This window comes from Streptomyces sp. PKA51, from assembly GCF_057552455.1.
This window is the reverse complement of record NZ_BAAJPZ010000013.1, coordinates 107,979-126,990: the sequence shown is the minus strand read 5'-3', so window position 1 is coordinate 126,990 and position 19,012 is coordinate 107,979. Positions and strand designations below refer to the sequence as shown.

Below are 19,012 nucleotides of genomic sequence, written 5' to 3'. Positions count from 1 at the left end.
CCTGCACAACTCCTGTACCAGCGAGCGGCGTCAGCACACGCCGCCCGTAACCCCCCTCATAGGAGACTGAGTTGAGAAGCAACACCGCCACCCCCCGCACGACCTCCCTGCGTGCAGCCGCCCTGGTCGCCTCGGCCGCGATGGTCGTGATCGGCGCGACGACCGGCTCGGCGAACGCCTCGGCCGACAAGGCCGAGGGCGGGCAGCAGCTCGCGCTGTCGGCCGGCCAGCGGGCCGCGGCCATCAAGGACGCACAGGGCGAGGCCTCCTCGACCGCCGCGAAGATCGGCCTCGACGGCAAGGAGAAGCTGGTCGCCCGCGACGTCGTCAAGGACGCGGACGGCACGGTGCACACGCGCTACGAGCGCACGTACGACGGCCTGCCGGTGCTCGGCGGCGACCTCGTGGTCCACGAGAAGAAGAACGGCGCCCGCGACGTCACCAAGGCGACCGACGCCTCGATAGCCGTGCCCACCACGACCTCCGCCCTTGGTCCGGGCACGGCGAAGAAGAGCGCGCTGAGCGCCGCCGCCGAGGAGAAGACGGCCAAGGCCGACGCCGGCCAGGCGCCGCGCAAGGTGATCTGGGCGGCGCAGGGCAAGGCCGTGCTCGCGTACGAGACCTTCGTCACCGGCGTCCAGAAGGACGGCACGCCCAGCAAGCTGCGCGTCATCACCGACGCGAACACCGGCAAGAAGCTGTACTCCGAGGAGCGCGTGCACACCGGCACGGGCACCAGCACCTACAGCGGCACGGTTCCGCTGACGACGACGAAGACGTCCTCCGGCTACAGCCTCACCGACGGCTCGCGCGGCGGCCACAAGACGTACGACCTGAACCAGGGCACGTCCGGCACGGGCGCACTGTTCACCAACTCCAGCGACGTGTGGGGCGGCGGCCGCCAGACCGCCGGCGTGGACGCCCAGTACGGCGCGGCCGTCACCTGGGACTTCTACAAGAACGTGCTCGGCCGCAGCGGCATCCGCAACGACGGCAAGGGCGCCTACTCCCGTGTCCACTACGGCGACGGCTACGTCAACGCCTTCTGGGACGACGACTGCTTCTGCATGACGTACGGCGACGGCGAGAACAACGCCCACCCGCTGACCTCGCTCGACGTGGCCGCCCACGAGATGAGCCACGGCGTCACCTCCGCCACCGCCAACCTCAACTACAGCGGCGAGTCCGGCGGTCTGAACGAGGCGACCTCCGACATCTTCGGCACCGCCGCCGAGTTCTACGCGAACAACTCCACCGACCCGGGTGACTACCTGATCGGCGAGAAGATCGACATCAACGGCGACGGCACCCCGCTGCGCTACATGGACAAGCCCAGCAAGGACGGCGCCTCGCGCGACTACTGGTCCTCCTCGCTCGGCAACGTGGACGTCCACTACTCGTCCGGCCCCGCCAACCACTTCTTCTACCTGCTGTCCGAGGGCAGCGGCAGCAAGGTCCTGGGCGGCGTGAGCTACAACAGCCCGACCTACAACAACTCCAAGATCACCGGTATCGGCCGGGACAAGGCCACCAAGATCTGGTACAAGGCCCTCACCACGTACTTCACCTCCACCACCAACTACAAGGCCGCCCGGACCGCGACCCTGAAGGCCACCGCGGACCTGTACGGCTCGACCAGCACCGAGTACAAGACGGTCGCCGCCACCTGGTCCGCGATCAACGTCAAGTAACCGCAGGTCCTCCCCAGGGCTCGCGCCCCCTCCGCCCCACGGCGGCGGGGGCGCGGGCCCTGTCCCCGTACGCGCCGCCGGGACGGCGCGTACGCACGCGGCAGTACGTACCATCGAGGCGTGATCGACCTCGGCTACTCCCTCTCCCGCCGCTTCCCGGACCCGCCCCAGACGGACTACCGGACCGCGGACGTGCACGCCCTGCGGCACGACCTGTTCTGCGGCGACGTCTACCTCGCCGACGTCAAGGCCGACCGGGAGCTGTCCACAGCCTGGGGATGGGTGCCGGTGCTCGACTTCGCCTGGGCCCTGTGCGACATCGTCGAGCAGCTCGACCGCGACCCCCGCGGCAGCCGCTCGGCCACGACGCAGTTCGCCGAGCTCGACTTCACCGAGTCCACCGACTGCCTGGTCTTCGAACGCCGCTTCGGCTGGGTGGACGTCACCGCCGACTGGGCGCCCGACGAGGCCCCGCTGACCTTCGGCCACACCGAGCTGCGCCGCGAGGCCCGCGACTTCCTGCACGACCTGATCGCCGACCTGGCCGACATGCACGAGGGCCTCGCCGACAACCCCGCGATCTGGAACCTGCAGACCCGCTTCCCGCGGGTGTGACACGGCGCCCCTTACGGGGCGCCCGTCACTCCCCCCGTGCCACCACCCGCAGGCCCATGTGGGCCGCGAACGCCGGGGCCAGGTCCAGCAGCTGGGCCGGGGTGACGACCGCGCCCGCCAGCCGCTCGATGCCCGCGGCGATGTCCAGCTCGGCCGCCTCGCGCAGGTCGACGTCGGTGAGCCGCGCCCCGGTGAGGTCGGCGCGGCGCAGCACGCAGTCGCGGAAGACCACGCGCTCCAGCGTCGCGCCGCCGAAGTCGGCCTCCGCCAGCACACAGCCCTCGAAGGTGACGTCCTTGAGCACGGCCGACCGCAGGTTCAGATAGTCGATCTTGCCGCCGCGCACCAGGACCCGCTCCAGCACGGCGCCGTGCAGCTGCGTCCCGCCCAGGCGCGCATCCCGTATCTCCACGTCCCGCAGGGACGCCCCGGCCAGCCCGGTGCCCACCCCGCGCGGCGCGTCCAGGACGCAGTCGGCGAACCGGGCCCGGCCCAGCGCCGTCCCGTCCAGCACGCACCGCTCGAACAGACAGTCGATGAAGCGCGACGCGGCACCGTCCTGCCCCGTGAAGTCGGCCTCCCGGAAGCCGACGCCCTCGTGATCCCCCTCGGGCTCCAGCCCCGCGCCCTCGTACGTCCACAGCTGCGGAAGCCGCACCTGCGGCAGGCGTGGAAGTCGTGCCGCCGTGCCCTGCCCGCGCCTCGTGTTCGTCATGGCCCCACCGTGGCACACGGCACTGACAACGGCCTGTGAGCAGGAAGTTCGGGCCTTGACCTCAAGTCCGGTCGAGGTCGCAGACTCGGTGCGAGACCCCCCTTCCGCACCGAGGAGCCCCGCCATGCACGCAGTCCGGCTGCACGCCTTCGGACCCGCCGAGAACCTCACCCACGAGCGCACCGACGACCCGCTCCCGGGCCCCGGCCAGGTCCGCATCGCCGTGGCCGCCGCGGGCGTGCACCTCGTCGACACCACCCAGCGCTCGGGCGACCCGAACGGCCCGTACGCGCTGCCCGAGCTGCCGTACGTCCCCGGGCGCGAGGTCGCCGGCACCGTCGACGCGCTCGGCGCGGGCACCGACCCCGCCTGGCTCGGCGCCCGTGTCGTCGCCCACCTGGGGCACGACGCCCCCGGCGGCGGCTACGCCGAGCTGGCCGTGGCCGACGCCGGCCGGCTGCACCGGCTGCCCGCCGGGCTGGCCGAGGCCGCCGCGATCGCCATGATCGGGACGGGCCGCACGGCGCTCGGCATCCTCTCCTTCACCGACCTGACCGCCGACGACGTCGTGGTCGTGCCCGCCGCGGCCGGCGGCATCGGCTCGCTGCTCGTGCAGTACGCCCGCAACGCCGGCGCCACCGTCGTGGCCCTGGCCGGCGGGCCGGCGAAGGTGGCGCACGCCCGCGGGCTGGGCGCCGGCATCGCCCTGGACTACACCGACCCCGCGTGGCCGCAGGCCGCCCGGGCCGCCCTGGGCGGGCGCCCGGCCACCGTCGTCCTCGACGGCGTCGGCGGCGACGTCGCCCGCGAGGCCGTCGGCCTGCTCGGGCGCGGCGGGCTGCACCTGGTCTTCGGCTGGTCCTCGCAGGGCCGCACGGGCGCCGCCCCCGGCGGGCAGCAGTCCGCCGAGGAACTCGCCGCGCGGGGGATCACCTCGCGCAGCGTCCTGGGCCCGGCCATGCTGGAACGTTTCGGCGGTGGACAGGCGGGGCTCCGGCGGCTCGAGGAACTGTCCCTGGCCGAGGCCGCCGCCGGCCACGTCGTCCCCACCGTGCACCGCTTCCCGCTCGCCCGGGCCGCGGAGGCCCACCGGGCCCTGGAGACGCGCGGCACCATGGGCAAGGTCGTCCTGGTGCCGTGAGTGCCCCGTCAGGGGCGCGGGGCCGCGTCGATCTGCGGCTGCCGCCGCGTGGGCGCGACAAGCCACGATGCGCCCGCGGACGACAGCGTGCCGTCAGTGCCCGATCGCGCCCCCGCGCCCCTCCGGGGCGCCTCCCCATTCCGCGCGCGGACGTCACCCACAGGGCCTACGCTGGACTGCGACCGACCGCGCCCGGCACACGTCGAGAGCAGGTGCGTGATGAGCTCGGCGAACCAGCCCCCCATATCCCCGCCCCACCGGCCCGGCGCCGAGCCCGACCCCCGGCGCTGGTGGGGACTGGTCGTCATCGCCGTCGCCCAGCTCATGGTCGTCCTCGACGCCACCATCGTGAACATCGCCCTGCCCTCCGCCCAGCGCGCGCTCGGCATGTCCGACAGCAACCGGCAGTGGGTCATCACCGCCTACACCCTCGCCTTCGGCGGACTCCTGCTGCTCGGGGGCAGGATCGCCGACCTCGCCGGCCGCAAGCGCACCTTCTGCACCGGGCTCGTCGGTTTCGCCGCCGCCTCGGCGATCGGCGGCGCCGCGCACAGCTCCGGCATGCTCTTCGCGGCCCGCGCGCTGCAGGGCGTCTTCGGCGCCCTGCTCGCGCCCTCCGCGCTGTCCCTGCTGACCACGACCTTCACCGACCGCAGGGAGCGCAGCAAGGCCTTCGGCATCTACGGCGCCATCGCCGGCGGCGGCGCCGCCATCGGGCTGATCGCCGGCGGGCTGCTGACCGAGTACCTCGACTGGCGCTGGTGCCTGTACGTGAACGTGCCCATCGCCCTCGTCGCCCTCCTCGGCGCCCTCGCCCTGCTGCACGACCACCGGCCCGACCGGGCGCACCGCCCCTCCCTCGACCTGCCCGGCGTCCTGCTCGGCTGCGGGGGGCTCGTGGCCATCGTCTACGCCTGCAGCGAGGCCGAACCGCGCGGCTGGGGCGACCCGCTCGTCCTCGGCCTGCTGTGCGGTGGCGTCGCGCTGCTCACGGCTTTCGCGCTGTGGCAGCGGCGCGCGCCGCACCCGCTGCTGCCCGTGCACGTCCTGCGCGACCGCAACCGCGGCGGAGCGGTGCTCACGATGGGGCTCGCGGTGATCGCCATGTTCGGGATGTTCCTGTTCATGACCTATTACCTGCAGGTCGTGCTCGGCTACTCCCCCGTCCGCACCGGGCTGGCCTTCCTGCCGGTGACCGCGTCCATCGTCCTCGCCTCGACGCAGATCTCCGCGCGGCTGATGAACCACCTGCCGCCGCGGCTCCTCATGGGCCCGGGCACGCTCCTCGCCGCGGCCGGGCTCTTCCTGCTGACCTTCCTGCCGGTCGAATCGGCGTACGTCTCGCACGTCCTGCCGGCGGAAGTGCTGGTGGGCCTGGGGATGGGGCTGACCTTCATGCCCGTCATGGACGTCGCGACCCGCGGCGTCGCCCCTCAGGACTCGGGCGTCACCTCCGCCACGGTCAACACGGCGCAGCAGGTGGGCGGTTCCGTGGGCACGGCCCTGCTCAACACGATCGCGACGTCCGCGGGAACGGCGTACGTGGCCGCCCGGGCCAGGGCGGGCGGCGCGGGGGTGGCGGTGGCCCGGGCCGGGGTGGTGCACGGCTTCAATGTGGCGATCGGGTGGGCGGCGGTCATCATGCTGACGGCCGGGCTGGTGGCGACGACGCTGGTCACGGCGGGGGCGCCGAAGCGGGGCCGCCCGGAGGGCACGTACCCGGCGGCGTACGACCCGCACCGCATGCGGGCGGAGTAGGGCCCTGCGGGGCGCCCCCGGCGGGGCGCCGTGAGCCCGCGAAAACCGGTGGCGGGCACGGGCCCGGGGCCCCATGCTCGCCCCCATGCTCATCCGAGACGCCGAGGCCGCCGACTGGCCCGCCATCTGGCCGGTCTTCCGTGCCGTCACCGCCGCCGGTGACACCTACACCTACCCCCGCGACCTCACGCCCGAGGTGGCCCGTTCGTGGTGGATGCTCGACGCCCCCGGGCGCACCGTCGTCGCCGTGGACGACGACGGTGCGGTTCTGGGGACCGCCAAGATGAACCCCAACCAGGCCGGCGGCGGCTCCCACATCGCCAGCGCCAGCTTCATGGTCGCGCCCGGCCACCGCCGCCGCGGCGTCGGCCGGGCGCTGGGCGAACACGCCCTCGCGTGGGCGCGCGCCGAGGGGTACCGCGGCATGCAGTTCAACGCCGTCGTCGAGGCGAACACCGCGGCCGTCGCCCTCTGGCGCTCCCTCGGCTTCGCCGTCGTCGGCACCGTGCCCGAGGGATTCCGGCTGCCGGACGGGACGTACACCGGGCTGCTCGTCATGTACCGGCGGCTGTGAGGTCTCACGCCACCACGCGCAGCTCCCGCGCGGTGTTGTTGAGGCGGCGTGCGCCGGTCTCCGTGCAGACGACGATGTCCTCGATGCGGACGCCGAAGCGGCCGGGCAGGTAGATGCCGGGTTCGATGGAGAAGCACATGCCGGGCACGAGCGGCAGGTGTTCGCCCTCGACCATGTAGGGCGGTTCGTGGGTGGTGACGCCGATGCCGTGGCCGGTGCGGTGGATGAAGTACTCGCCGTAGCCGGCGCGGCGGATGACCTGGCGGGCGACGCGGTCGATCTCCTGGCAGGCGACGCCGGGGCGGACCGCTTCGAACGCCGCCTGCTGCGCCTCGCGCACCAGGTCGTGGACCTTGCGCTCCTCGGCGGTGGGCTCGCCCACGTGGACCGTACGGGTCGTGTCGGAGCCGTAGCCGTCCTTCAGGCCGCCGAAGTCGAGGACGACCATGTCGCCGTCCTCGATGACGCGGTCGCCCGCCTCGTGGTGGGGGTTGGCGCCGTTGGGGCCCGAGCCGACGATCGTGAAGTCGACCTGGCTGTGGCCGTGCTCGCGCAGCAGCCGGGCGAGGTCGGCGGCCACCTCGTCCTCGCGACGGCCGGCGAAGCGCAGCCGTACGATCTCCTCGAACGTGGCGTCGGCCGCGGCTCCCGCGGCGGCGAGCAGCTCGGTCTCGTGGGCGTCCTTGACGGCCCGCAGCATGGGCAGGGCCTCGGTCAGGGCGCCGAGGCCGAGGCCGGGGACGGTGCGCTGGAGGGCGAGCAGGTGCAGGGCCCAGGCGTTGTCGGAGATGCCGTAACGTCCCTGCGGGGGCAGCTGCTTGGCGACCGCGGCGTAGGGGTTCTCGCCGTCGACCCAGCCGGAGACGGACAGGGCGCCGGCTCCCGGAGCCTTTTCGGCATCGGGTCGTTCGAGCTGGGGTACGAACAACTGGGGCCGCCGGCCCGGCGCGAGGAGCAGCGCGGTGAGCCGTTCGGTGACGGGGGGCGCGTAGCCGCACAGCCATACGAGGTCGGGGCCGGGTGTGACGATCAGCCCGGCGAGCCCGGCGTCGGCGGCCGTGCGGGCGGCACGGTCCATGCGGGCTGCGTAGAAGTCGACATCGCTCATGGGGGAAGCGTAGACCCGCGTCATCCAGCTGCAGGTGGTCGGCGCCGCCGTCTCTACCCCACGGGTGAGAGGCCCTCATCCCCAGGATCGATTTACCCCTGATTCCGCAGAACTTTGTTGTCCGCGGGGAACCCGCATCCCTAGCGTGTTCATGCCCGTGCTGCACGCCCGTCGAAAAGCCGGTCCCGTCCGAAGGAGGGGGTCGGCGCACAACCCTGCCCATTTGCACGATGCGAAGCAAGAGCGCGAACGACGCGCGGAAAAGGAAGTTGAAGGAGCATCATGTTCCGAGGAGTCGGGCGGTTCGCCGTCCACCGGCCCTGGCTCACGATCGCGGGCTGGATCATTGCAGCCGTGGCGCTCGCCATGCTGGCCCCCGGCCTGAAGTCCACCACCGACGAGACCGAGTTCCTGCCCTCGCACTACGAATCCGTGCAGGTGGGGAATCTGACACAGAAGGCGTTCCCGCAGACCGAGCAGCCGACCGCCATCGGTGTCTTCCAGCGGTCCGACGGCGGGAAGCTGTCCGAGGCCGACAAGCGTGACGTCGCGAAGGTGACGAGCGGTCTGGACGCCAAGCACCGGCCGAAGATCGCCAAGGTGGTCACCAACGAGCAGGCCGTCTCCCCCAACGGGGAAATAGCCCTGGCCAATGTCTATGCCACCACCAAGAACAGCTTCGACGACGCACTGCCCGATTCCGTCAAGGCGTTGCGCGAGGACGCCAAGGAACTGCTCAAGGGCACCCAGCTGAAGCTGGGCTTCACCGGTCCGGCCGCGCAGACGCTGGACTCGAAGGACTCGTCCGGCGACACCGACTCGATGGTCATGTCGGCGACGTTCCTGCTGATCATCGTGCTGCTGCTGGTCATCTTCCGCAGCCCGCTGATCGCCATCATGCCGGTGATCATCATCGGCGTCGTGGCCACCGTCGCCACGGGCCTGATCGGCACCGCCGCCGAGGTGGGCGGTCTGAAGGCGGACGCCTCGATCACGGCGATCCTCATCGTCGTCCTCTTCGGCGTCGGCACCGACTACATCCTCTTCCTGCTCTTCCGCTACCGCGAGCACCTGCGCGCCGGTCAGGAGCCCAAGCAGGCCCTCGTGGAGGCCGTCGCCCGCGTCGGCGAGACCATCGCCTCCGCGGCGGGTGCCGTCATCGCGGCCTTCCTCGCGCTGCTGCTGTCGACGATGGGCATGATGCGGGCCATGGGCCCGTCGCTGGCCATCGCCGTGGCCGTGACGCTGGTCGCGGCGCTGACCCTCGTGCCGGCGGTGTTCTCGCTGCTGGGCCGGGCGGCCTTCTGGCCGTCGAAGGCGTGGAAGAAGACCCCGCGGAATCGTTTCGCGAACGGCGTGGGCAACCTCGTCGCCCGCCGCCCCGGCATCGTCGCGGCCGTCTCCACCGCCGTCCTGGCCGTGCTGGCGGTCGGTGCCCTGAGCTTCAAGGCGGAGTTCGACACCAGCAGCCAGATGCCGCAGAAGCTCGAGTCGGTCCAGGCCATGAAGGACATGCAGCGCGGCTTCTCCGCCGGCCAGTCCGACCCGGCCATGGTCTACCTCAAGAGCAAGGACGGCTCCCGCCTCAAGCCCGCCGAGATCGAGGCGTTCCGCGCCAAGCTGGAGGGCATCGAGGGCGTGACCGCCCCGGTCGCCCCGGGCGTCGCCAACCCCGACGGCAGCGTCGCCCAGTACCGCGTGGTACTGAAGTACGCGCCGACCTCGGACGAGGCCATCGACCTGGCCGGCGGCGACCTGCGCACGACCAGCCACAAGGCGGCGCCCGAGGGCACCGAGGCCCTCGTCGGCGGCACCTCTGCGGTGCTGGCCGACATCGAGGACGCGGTCGGCCACGACTACCGGGTCGTCTTCCCCGTCGCCGGTGTCGCGATCATGGTCATCCTCGGTCTGCTGCTGCGCAGCCTGGTGGCCCCGTGGTACCTGATGATCGCCGTCGCCCTCGGCTTCGGCGCCACCCTCGGCTCCACGGTCTGGCTCTTCCAGGACTACAAGGGCGAGAACGGCCTGCTGTTCATGCTGCCGGTGATCGTCTACCTCTTCGTGGTGGCGATCGGCACGGACTACAACATCCTCATGGTCGCCCGCCTGCGCGAGGAGGTGCGCCGCGGCATCCCCGCCCGGGAGGCCGTCCGCACGGCGGTCGCCCAGTCCACGCCGACCGTCTCGGCGGCCGCGATCATCCTCGCCGGCACCTTCGGCGTGCTGATCCTGGCCGACAACTCGATGCTGCAGCAGATGGGCTTCGCCGTCGGCTTCGGCATCCTGCTCACCGCCTTCATCATGGCGATGCTGCTGGTCCCGACGGTCACCTCGCTGCTGGGCCACAAGGCCTGGTGGCCCGGTCACCAGGACGAGCCGCAGGGCGAGGCCGCCCGGGCGGCCGACGCGGGCGAGCGGGTCCGCGCGTAACGATCCCGCGAGAACGCCGAAACCGCAGGTCCCTCGGGGAGGGGCCTGCGGTTTCGCGTGGGTGGTGAGAGAGCCGCCTGTCGGGCTCGAACCGACGACCTTCGCTTTACAAGAGCGGTGCTCTACCAGCTGAGCTAAGGCGGCGTGCGTGACGCAGTCTACCCACACCCGCATTGTGACCCGCCACCTGCTGACAAGCGCCTGCCGCCCGGGTACCGTCACCAGCACTCCCGTCCTATTGGACTGGACCACTCCCTCTACAACGGATCGTCCGGCACGTTCCTGCCGGTGAAGGGACCACCACACCACCATGGCCACGGTCACGTACGACAAGGCGTCCAGGATCTACCCCGGCGCCGAGAAGCCCGCCGTCGACCAGCTCGACATCACCATCGAGGACGGGGAGTTCCTGGTCCTCGTCGGACCCTCCGGCTGCGGCAAGTCCACCTCGCTGCGGATGCTGGCGGGGCTGGAGGACGTCGACTCCGGCGCGATCCGCATCGGCGACCGCGACGTCACCCACCTGCCGCCCAAGGACCGGGACATCGCCATGGTGTTCCAGAACTACGCGCTCTACCCGCACATGACCGTCGCCGAGAACATGGGCTTCGCGCTGAAGATCGCGGGCGTGCCCAAGGCGGAGATCCGGCAGAAGGTCGAGGACGCGGCCCGCATCCTGGACCTCACCGAGTACCTGGGACGCAAGCCCAAGGCGCTGTCCGGCGGCCAGCGCCAGCGCGTGGCCATGGGCCGGGCCATCGTGCGCGAGCCGCAGGTGTTCCTCATGGACGAGCCGCTGTCCAACCTCGACGCCAAGCTGCGCGTGCAGACCCGTACGCAGATCGCGAGCCTGCAGCGGCGGTTGGGGATCACGACGGTGTACGTCACGCACGACCAGGTCGAGGCGATGACCATGGGCGACCGGGTGGCGGTGCTCAAGGACGGCCTGCTGCAGCAGGTCGACTCCCCCCGCAACATGTACGACCGCCCGGCCAACCTGTTCGTCGCCGGCTTCATCGGCTCGCCCGCGATGAACCTCGTCGAGGTGCCGATCACCGACGGCGGCGTGAAGTTCGGCAACAGCGTGGTGCCCGTCTCCCGCGAGGCCCTGACCACCGCCGCCGACAAGGGCGACCGCACGGTCACCGTCGGCGTGCGCCCCGAGCACTTCGACGTCGTGGAGCAGAACGGCGAGGCCGCGCGCTCGCTGAGCAAGGAGTCCGCGGGCGACCCGGCGGGCGTGGCCGTGACCGTCAACGTCGTCGAGGAGCTCGGCGCCGACGGCTACGTCTACGGCACCGCCGAGGTCGGCGGCGCGCAGCAGGACCTCGTGGTGCGCGTGAACGGCCGCCGGGTGCCGGAGAAGGGCTCGGTGCTGCACGTCGTGCCGCGCCCGGGCGAGCTGCACGTGTTCTCCACGTCCTCCGGCGAGCGCCTGAGCGACTGAGCGACTGAGCGACTGACCCGGGCATCCCCCGGAAGACCCCCGCGCCGCCCGCGCTCCGTACACGATGCGTTACGCCATGTGTGCGGACCGGGCGGCGCGGGGTATGCGTCTACCCCGACCCGGTGACCGCCCGGGAAAATACCCCGGCAGACCACCCATTTCGACCCCCGTGCGTCAACGCGCTCGTCACAATGCCGCCCGACGACATCCCTCGACCGGGTGACTAAATGTCGCGCGCCCATTACCCCTCGCTACCATCTGCGGCATGAACCAGGCCGCCCGCCGCATCGGCAGAACTCTCGCTCTCGTCCTCCCGGTCGTTCTCGTGCTCTCGGGGACCCTCGCGGTCACGCGCGTTCCCTGGGCCGCTCCGAACGCCGAGTCGCAGGTGCTCACCGCATCCTCGGAGAACGCCTCCACCGTCGCCAAGGCGCGCGCCCCGCACGAGGTCCTGCGCGACCGGCTGCTGGGCGAACTCCAGGAGAAGAACCCCGGGGTCGCGCTCACCCACCTGCAGGAGGCGACCAACGGCCGCCCCTCGCTCGCCCAGCACTGCGTGGAGATCGCCCGCGCCCTGGGCCAGGCCGCGGTCAAGAAGTACCGCTCGGTCAAGCAGGCGCAGTCCTACGCCCGCCCCGTGTGCGACACGGCCTTCGCGGCCGGTGTCGTCCAGGGCGGCCACTGACGGTCCACGGCTCCGGGCGGGCCACCGGCGACGGCTCCGCTCGCGGCACGGCATATCGTGCGGAGCATGACCGGCACCCAGCCCTCCCCGTATCCGACCCAAGCCGTGATCCTGGCCGGTGGCCAAGGATCACGGCTTCGCCCTTACACGGACGACCGTCCCAAGCCGATGGTCGAGATCCCCGGCACCGGGGTCCCGATCATCGGCCATCAGCTCGCCTGGCTGGCGGCCGAGGGAGTGACGGACGCGGTCGTCTCCTGCGGCCACCTGGCCGAGGTCCTCGAGGACTGGCTCGCCTCGGCCGACCTGCCGCTGCGCGTGACGACGGTGGTGGAGAAGGAACCGCTCGGCCGGGGCGGCGGCCTGAAGTTCGCCGCCGCGTCCCTGCCCCGGCCCGACGAGCCGTGGTACGCCACCAACGGCGACATCTGGACCCGCTTCTCGCTGCGCGAGATGGCGGCCTTCCACCACGAGCGCGACGCCCTGGCCACGCTGGCCCTGGCCCGCCCGCGCATCCCGTGGGGCGCGGTGGAGACCAACGAGTTCGGGCACGTGCTGGACTTCATCGAGGCGCCCCCGTCCCCGTACCTGATCAACGCGGGCGTGTACGTCTTCGCCCCCGGCTTCACGGCGCTGCTGCCGGAGCGGGGCGACCACGAGCGCACCACGTTCCCCCGGCTGGCCCGTGAGCGCCGGCTGGCGGGCTTCCCGCTGCCCCAGGGTGCGTACTGGCGGGCCATCGACACGGCCAAGGACCTCACGGAGGCCGCCAAGGAACTGGCCCGCTAGGGCCTGTCCGGCGCCCCGTCTGCATGACGGGGCGCCGTCAGGGGCGCGGCACCACGGCGCCCCGTAGGGGCGCGGGGCAGTGTCGATCTGCGGCTGCCGCCGCGTGGGCGCGACAAGCCAGCGACGGCCCGCACATGTCGACTGCGGGCCGTCGGTGGCCGATCGCGCAGTTCCCCGCGCCCCTGACGGGGCACGGAAAGTGCCCCGCGCCCTTCCGGGCGCGGGGCACTTTCGGCGCGGCCGGCGTCAGCCGAGGAGGCCGCCGAGGGCTCCGCCGCCGGAGCCGTTGCCCGGGCCGCTGGAGCCGCTGCCGGCGCCGGTGCCGCTCGTGCCGCCCGTGGACGAGCCCGAGGAGCTGCGCGGCGGGGCCGCCGGGGCCGGGGCCTGGTGCGGGCTCTGCGGCGCCGGGCGGACGCTGCCGGTGCTGCCCGGGCCGGCCCCCGTGGCCCCGGCCGAACCGGCCGGCGTACGGGTGCCGGGCGCCGCCGAGGGCGTGGCCCCGGGCACCGCGGGCTTGTGGGTCGCGCCCGGCTTCGGCGTTCCGGAGGCGGAGGGGCCGTGCGAGCCGTGCCGCGCCGAGGACGACGGCGACTGCGGCAGCGGGGAGCCGGGCAGGCTGTTGGCCGGGATGGTGGGCGTCCCCGGGGTCTCGGCGACGCGCGAGGAGCGGACGGCGCCGCCGAGCATCGAGCCGGTGAGCAGCGCCAGACCGATGACGACGGTCGCCATGACCGTGCCCCGCCGCAGCACCCGCCGGCGCAGCGCCCACAGCTCGGCGCGCGGCCCGAGCCGCCGCCATGCCTCGCCGGCCAGCCGGCCGTCGATGGAGTAGAACGGGGCCCCGGCGATCACCAGGGGGCTCCAGGCGGCCAGGTAGATGATGTCGGGCGCGTCGTAGACGGGGGCGCTCTGCCAGCTGACGGTGACCAGCAGCACGGCGGACAGCAGGGCGCCGATGGCGGCGGCGAGCCGCTGCCAGAGGCCGAAGAGGGTCAGGACGCCGACGACGATCTGCAGGAAGGCCACCGTCAGGCCCGAGCCGATGGGGTGGGCGAGGGCGAAGTCCCGCAGGGGCTCGGCGGCGCTCCAGGGGTGCAGGTGCCGCAGCCAGTTGACCATGGAGCCGCGGCGGCTGCCGCCGTCGAAGTAGGCGGGGTCGCACAGCTTGCCCATGCCGGCGTAGACCGAGCTGAGGCCGAGGAAGATCCGCAGGGGCAGCAGGACGACGCCGAGGTTCATCCGGCGCCCGGGGTAGTAGGCGTGGCGCAGGGGGTCGCCCTGGCGGCCGCGCCGCTCCTCGTCGTCGTCGTGCTCGGTGTCGTAGTCGGGGTAGTCCTCGTACGGACCGTGCGCCCCGGCGTCCTCGTCGTACGCGCTGCCGGTGGGGCGCACCCCGTCCAGGAGGCGGGGGTGGGAGCCGGTGGCCTCGGCGGGGCCGCGGGGGCCGATGACGGTGGTGGGGGCGTCGTCGCCGACGGCGATCCGGGGGAGGACCTGCGTGGCACCGGCGTCGCCGCCGGCGTGCAGGGGGGCGCCGGAGTCCCTGACGGCCTCCAGGAGCTGGGTGGAGGCGTCGCCCGGCCCCGTCCGCCCGCTCCACACCACGGGGGCGCGGCGCCTGGCCGCGCTCTTGGCGGTGGGCAGCGCCGAATCCGCTCCCCCGGCGAAGGGCCGTGTGGTGCGTGGGGGGCGGGCGAGCTGCACCCGGAAGCTCATGTGGTTGACGATGACCTGCGCCGGATCCGACGGCACCTTCACCGTACTCAGCGCGGGCTGGTCGTCGTACCCGGAAGAGCTTCCCCCCGTAGGTGTGCGGGGTGTTCTGGTGTCCACACTCATCTAACCGAGTGACCGGAGGTTAGGACACTGCCTTGACCGGTTGGATGTGTCCGAGACCCGTCAACATCATCAGCCAAACGCACGACGGCCGGGGAGATCGTCCCCGGCCGCCCGAAAGGTCGTCGATGTGCGTCGTCGGTGGTGGCCGACGAGGGTGTCAGCGCTGTGCGCGCCGGCGCGCGGCCTCGTAGAGCACCACGCCCGCGGCGACACCGGCGTTGAGCGACTCGGCGCCGCCCGGCATCGGGATGCGCACGCGGTAGTCGCAGGTCTCGCCGACGAGGCGGGACAGGCCCTTGCCCTCGCTGCCCACGACGATCACGACGGGGCCGTCGAGGACGTCGAGCTCGTGCAGCTCGACGTCGCCGTCGGCGGCGAGGCCGACGACCATCAGGCCCTCCTTCTGGTACCCCTCCAGGGCGCGCGTCATGTTGGTGGCGCGGGCGACGGGGGTGCGCGCGGCGGTGCCGGCGGAGGTCTTCCAGGCGCTGGCGGTCATGCCGGCCGCGCGGCGCTCGGGGACGACGACACCGTGGCCGCCGAAGGCGGAGACGGAGCGCACGACGGCGCCGAGGTTGCGCGGGTCGGTGATGCCGTCGAGGGCGACGATCAGCGGGTCCTCGCCGTCGTCGAGGGCGGCGGCGGAGAGGTCCTCGGGGTACGCGTAGTCGTACGGCGGCACCGACAGGACCAGGCCCTGGTGGTTGAGCCCGTTGGTCATGCGGTCGAGCTCCGGGCGCGGCGCCTCCATGAGGTTCATGCCGCGCTCGGTGGCCAGCTGCAGCGCCTCGCGCACGCGCTCGTCGCTGTCGACGAACTGCTGGACGTACAGGGTGTTGGCCGGCACGCCCTCGCGCAGCGCCTCGACGACGGAGTTGCGGCCGACGACCAGCTCGTTGGTGCCCTTGGGGCCGCCGCGACGCGGGGCCGGGCGGCGGGCGGCGTGCTTGGCCTGGGCGTTGGCCACGCGGTTCTTCTTGTGTCCCTTGCGCATGTGCGCGGGCGGGGTCGGGCCCTTGCCCTCCAGCCCCCGGCGCCGCTGGCCGCCGCTGCCGACCGTCGCGCCCTTCTTGTTGGACGTGCGGCGGTTCCTGCGCTGGCTGTTGCCGGCCATGGGGGTCACCTGTTTCTTCACTGCTCGGAGCCGCGTGGGAGGCGGCTCCTACTAGACGTACGTACGAAAGTGTCCCTCAGGACAGGGTCCAGCGCGGGCCGGAGGGAGTGTCCTCGATCACCAGGCCGGACTGCTTGAGGCTGTCGCGGATGGCGTCGGCGGTGGCGTAGTCCTTGCGGGTGCGGGCGGCCTCGCGCTGGTCGAGCACCAGGCGGACCAGGGAGTCCACCACGCCGTGCAGCTCCTCGCCCTTGCCGCCGTCGGCGCCGGCCCAGGGCGCGTCCAGCGGGTCGAGGCCGAGGACGCCCAGCATGGCGCGGACCTCGGCCAGGCGGGCGACGGCGGTGTCCTTGTCGTCGGCGGTCAGGGCGGAGTTGCCCTGGCGGACGGCGGTGTGGACCACGGCCAGGGCCTGGGGCACGCCGAAGTCGTCGTCCATGGCCTCGGCGAAGGCCAAGGGCACCTCGGCGGCGGGCTCGACCGGGCCGGCGAGCTCCACGACGCGCTGCATGAAGCCCTCGATGCGGGCGAAGGCCGCCTCGGCCTCGCGCAGCGCCTCCGGGCTGTACTCGATCATCGAGCGGTAGTGCGGGGTGCCGAGGTAGTAGCGCAGGACGATGGGCCGCCACTGCTTGACCATCTCGGAGACGAGGACGGAGTTGCCGAGGGACTTCGACATCTTCTCGCCGCTCATGGTGACCCAGGCGTTGTGCAGCCAGTACGAGGCGAAGGCGTCGCCGAAGGCCTTGGCCTGGGCGATCTCGTTCTCGTGGTGCGGGAAGATCAGGTCCAGGCCGCCGCCGTGGATGTCGAAGGACTCGCCCAAGTACTTGTGGGCCATCGCCGAGCACTCCAGGTGCCAGCCGGGACGGCCGCGGCCCCAGGGGGTCTCCCAGGACGGCTCGCCGGGCTTGGCGGCCTTCCACATGGCGAAGTCGCGGGGGTCGCGCTTGCCGGTCTCGCCCTCGCCGGAGGGCTGCAGGAGGTTGTCCAGCTCCTGGTTGGACAGCTCCAGGTAGCCGGGGAAGGAGCGCACGTCGAAGTAGACGTTGCCGTCGGCGACGTAGGCGTGACCGCGCTCGATCAGGCCGCGCATCATCTCGACCATCTCGGTGACGTGGCCGGTGGCGCGGGGCTCGACGGTGGGCGGCAGGCAGCCGAGGGCGGCGTAGCCGTCGTTGAAGGCGCGCTCGTTCTCGTAGCCGATCGCCCACCAGGGGCGGCCCTGCTCGGCGCCCTTGGCGAGGATCTTGTCGTCGATGTCCGTGACATTGCGCACGAAGGTGACGTCGTAGCCGCGGTAGGTGAACCAGCGGCGCATGATGTCGAAGTTCAGACCCGACCGGATGTGTCCGATGTGGGGCGCAGCCTGCACGGTCGCGCCGCACAGGTAGATCGAGACGCAGCCCGGCCGCAGCGGGGAGAAGTCACGGATCTGCCGGGCGCTGGTGTCATACAGGCGAATGGTCACGGAACCAGGGTAGTGGGCCGTGGGCAGTGCCTCGCCACGCCGAAAGGCCGGAAAGCCCGGGTTTGCGGGCCTGCTGCAGCGGAGGGACAGATTCCGCGGAACCTGCCCGCCTTCTTTGACGTCTCTTTACTATCTGCACATGATAAAGAGCCGCATGGTAGCTTCGCCGGGCGTCACGCCACCCGGCGGGACGGCGAGCTCACCGGCGCATTGACCGGTGGTACGACCAGCGGAACCCGGCCACGGGACTCAGGAGGGACGTTGCAGTCCTCTGTGACGGTGCAGCAACGGCAGCAGGAACAGCGCCCTGTCCCGGCGCCCGCTCGACCGGCAGCTGCCAAGGAAAGACTGGCGGCCCTCGACGGGCTGCGGCTGCTCGCGGCCCTCATGGTCGTCCTCTACCACTACATGGCCTTCAACGCCGGCGCCTGGTCCAAACCGGTCGCCCAGATCTTCACGATCGGGTCGTGGCCCGCCTCCTACGGCTGGGCGGGCGTGGAGCTGTTCTTCCTGATCAGCGGCTTCGTCATCTGCATGAGTGCCTGGGGCCGCACGGTCGGTGAATTCGCCTCCTCCCGCGTGACCCGGCTCTACCCGGCGTACTGGTTCGCCGTGATCGCCACCGCACTGGTCTCCGTGACCTGGCCGGGGATCAACAACGTGCCCAAGCTCGGCGACATCACGGTGAACCTCACCATGCTGCACGAGCCGCTGAAGGTGACGCCCGTCGACGGCGTGTACTGGACGCTGTGGGTGGAGCTGAAGTTCTACCTGCTCTTCGCCCTGGTGATCTGGAAGGGCCTGACCTACCGGCGCGCCCTGGGCTTCTGCGTGGTGTGGGGCCTGGCCGCGGCCTTCGCGACGACGGTGAACGTGCCGGTGCTCGACGCCCTGCTGCTGCCGGACGACTGCTGGTACTTCATCGCGGGCATCGCCTTCTACCTGATGTACCGCTACGGCCCCAACCTGGTGCTGTGGCTCGTCGTGGCCTCCTGCTACCTGATCAGCCAGCACTTCCTGATGCAGGCGCAGACGCACGCCGAGAAGTACATCGGCCGCAACGTCCCCGAGTGGCCGACCACCCTGCTGCTCACCCTCTTCTTCCTGGCCATGGCCGCGGTGGCCCTGGGCTGGACGCGCCGCATCCGCTGGGGCTGGCTGTCGACCGCGGGCGCCCTGACGTACCCGCTGTACCTGCTGCACGAGCGGATCGGCTGGGTCGTCATCCAGCACACCGAGCCGTACGTGTCGCAGTACGTGCTGGTGCCCGCGCTGATCGCGGCCATGCTCGGCGCCGCCTGGCTGCTGCACCGCTTCTGGGAGCGGCCGCTGGCCCGCCTGGTCAAGCGCGGCATGAACCGCGCCCTGGCCGACATGCGCACGGCGCGCGAGCGCATCTGACCCCCGAACCCCTCGTCCCCACCGGCGCCCGGCCCCGCGGCCGGGCGCCGTCGTGCATCCGGCTGTCAGCACCGCGCCGGTGGTACGTCCGTTCGGCGGACGCGGCGTGTCCTACGGGCGAAAACCCGCCGTCCACCCGGAGTCCTCCCCTCCAACAGTCACTCGGCACGCACCGTGGTTGTGCCAGCATGCTGCGTGACCCAGACACCGACGGGCTCCACGCCGACGGGAGAG

General features: G+C 72.2%; 15 protein-coding genes and 1 tRNA gene. 10 read left to right on the top strand and 6 right to left on the bottom strand.

Annotated elements, in window-relative coordinates; translation table 11 throughout:
• The first annotated feature begins 140 nt into the window (after positions 1 to 140).
• Together AC27L3_RS20245 and AC27L3_RS20240 are read left to right on the top strand one after the other, a co-directional pair.
• Positions 141 to 1,691, top strand: a complete 1,551-nt coding sequence (locus AC27L3_RS20245; RefSeq protein WP_487235509.1) for a M4 family metallopeptidase — start codon at positions 141 to 143, stop codon at positions 1,689 to 1,691.
• A gap of 120 nt (positions 1,692 to 1,811) precedes the next feature.
• Positions 1,812 to 2,306 (top strand): hypothetical protein, encoded by a 495-nt coding sequence (locus AC27L3_RS20240; protein ID WP_487235450.1) that lies wholly within the window; start codon positions 1,812 to 1,814, stop codon positions 2,304 to 2,306.
• 25 nt (positions 2,307 to 2,331) lie between these two features.
• Here AC27L3_RS20240 and AC27L3_RS20235 read toward each other — a convergent pair whose 3' ends face one another.
• Positions 2,332 to 3,021 carry a pentapeptide repeat-containing protein gene (locus AC27L3_RS20235; RefSeq protein WP_487235449.1) on the bottom strand — a complete coding sequence of 230 codons (690 nt, stop codon included), beginning with the start codon at positions 3,019 to 3,021 and terminating at the stop codon, positions 2,332 to 2,334.
• 124 nt (positions 3,022 to 3,145) lie between these two features.
• Here AC27L3_RS20235 and AC27L3_RS20230 point away from each other — a divergent pair, with 124 nt between their 5' ends.
• The 3 genes from AC27L3_RS20230 to AC27L3_RS20220 all read left to right on the top strand — a co-directional run bounded on the left by AC27L3_RS20230 (position 3,146) and on the right by AC27L3_RS20220 (position 6,494).
• Positions 3,146 to 4,162, top strand: a complete 1,017-nt coding sequence (locus AC27L3_RS20230) for a zinc-binding dehydrogenase (RefSeq protein WP_487235448.1) — start codon at positions 3,146 to 3,148, stop codon at positions 4,160 to 4,162.
• Positions 4,163 to 4,381: 219 nt separating this feature from the next.
• Positions 4,382 to 5,920: an MFS transporter gene (locus tag AC27L3_RS20225; RefSeq protein ID WP_487235447.1), complete on the top strand. Its 1,539-nt coding sequence runs from the start codon at positions 4,382 to 4,384 to the stop codon at positions 5,918 to 5,920.
• Positions 5,921 to 6,005: 85 nt separating this feature from the next.
• Complete coding sequence (locus AC27L3_RS20220) at positions 6,006 to 6,494, top strand: GNAT family N-acetyltransferase (protein WP_487235446.1); 489 nt, start codon at positions 6,006 to 6,008, stop codon at positions 6,492 to 6,494.
• Positions 6,495 to 6,498: 4 nt separating this feature from the next.
• Here the strand turns inward: AC27L3_RS20220 and AC27L3_RS20215 are convergent, their stop codons facing one another.
• Positions 6,499 to 7,602, bottom strand: a complete 1,104-nt coding sequence (locus AC27L3_RS20215) for an aminopeptidase P family protein (protein ID WP_487235445.1) — start codon at positions 7,600 to 7,602, stop codon at positions 6,499 to 6,501.
• Between the two features lie 282 nt (positions 7,603 to 7,884).
• Between AC27L3_RS20215 and AC27L3_RS20210 the strand changes: the two genes are divergently transcribed.
• Positions 7,885 to 10,032 (top strand): MMPL family transporter, encoded by a 2,148-nt coding sequence (locus AC27L3_RS20210; RefSeq protein WP_487235444.1) that lies wholly within the window; start codon positions 7,885 to 7,887, stop codon positions 10,030 to 10,032.
• 71 nt (positions 10,033 to 10,103) lie between these two features.
• On the opposite strand, the gene AC27L3_RS20205 is transcribed toward AC27L3_RS20210, so the two are convergent.
• Positions 10,104 to 10,176: transfer RNA gene (locus AC27L3_RS20205), tRNA-Thr, on the bottom strand.
• Between the two features lie 166 nt (positions 10,177 to 10,342).
• Here AC27L3_RS20205 and AC27L3_RS20200 point away from each other — a divergent pair.
• From AC27L3_RS20200 to AC27L3_RS20190, 3 genes are all read left to right on the top strand, one after another.
• Positions 10,343 to 11,479 carry an ABC transporter ATP-binding protein gene (locus AC27L3_RS20200; protein WP_487235443.1) on the top strand — a complete coding sequence of 379 codons (1,137 nt, stop codon included), beginning with the start codon at positions 10,343 to 10,345 and terminating at the stop codon, positions 11,477 to 11,479.
• Between the two features lie 265 nt (positions 11,480 to 11,744).
• Complete coding sequence (locus AC27L3_RS20195; protein ID WP_344432560.1) at positions 11,745 to 12,164, top strand: hypothetical protein; 420 nt, start codon at positions 11,745 to 11,747, stop codon at positions 12,162 to 12,164.
• 66 nt (positions 12,165 to 12,230) lie between these two features.
• Entirely contained in the window at positions 12,231 to 12,953 is a 723-nt protein-coding gene (locus AC27L3_RS20190; RefSeq protein ID WP_487235442.1) for a nucleotidyltransferase family protein, read from the top strand.
• A 246-nt stretch (positions 12,954 to 13,199) separates the two neighbouring features.
• Here the strand turns inward: AC27L3_RS20190 and AC27L3_RS20185 are convergent, their stop codons facing one another.
• The 3 genes from AC27L3_RS20185 to cysS all read right to left on the bottom strand — a co-directional run bounded on the left by AC27L3_RS20185 (position 13,200) and on the right by cysS (position 17,377).
• Positions 13,200 to 14,792: a DoxX family protein gene (locus tag AC27L3_RS20185; RefSeq protein WP_487235441.1), complete on the bottom strand. Its 1,593-nt coding sequence runs from the start codon at positions 14,790 to 14,792 to the stop codon at positions 13,200 to 13,202.
• 157 nt (positions 14,793 to 14,949) lie between these two features.
• Positions 14,950 to 15,906, bottom strand: coding sequence for a 23S rRNA (guanosine(2251)-2'-O)-methyltransferase RlmB (gene rlmB / locus AC27L3_RS20180; protein ID WP_365966240.1), 957 nt, complete (start codon positions 15,904 to 15,906; stop codon positions 14,950 to 14,952).
• 76 nt (positions 15,907 to 15,982) lie between these two features.
• A complete protein-coding gene (gene cysS, locus AC27L3_RS20175; protein ID WP_487235440.1) occupies positions 15,983 to 17,377 on the bottom strand; it encodes a cysteine--tRNA ligase in 1,395 nt (464 codons plus the stop codon).
• Between the two features lie 261 nt (positions 17,378 to 17,638).
• On the opposite strand from cysS, the gene AC27L3_RS20170 reads away from it, so the two are divergent.
• The gene (locus AC27L3_RS20170) at positions 17,639 to 18,778 is read left to right on the top strand and encodes an acyltransferase family protein (RefSeq protein ID WP_487235439.1); all 1,140 of its coding nucleotides are present in this window, start codon (positions 17,639 to 17,641) and stop codon (positions 18,776 to 18,778) included.
• The last annotated feature ends 234 nt before the right edge of the window (positions 18,779 to 19,012 follow it).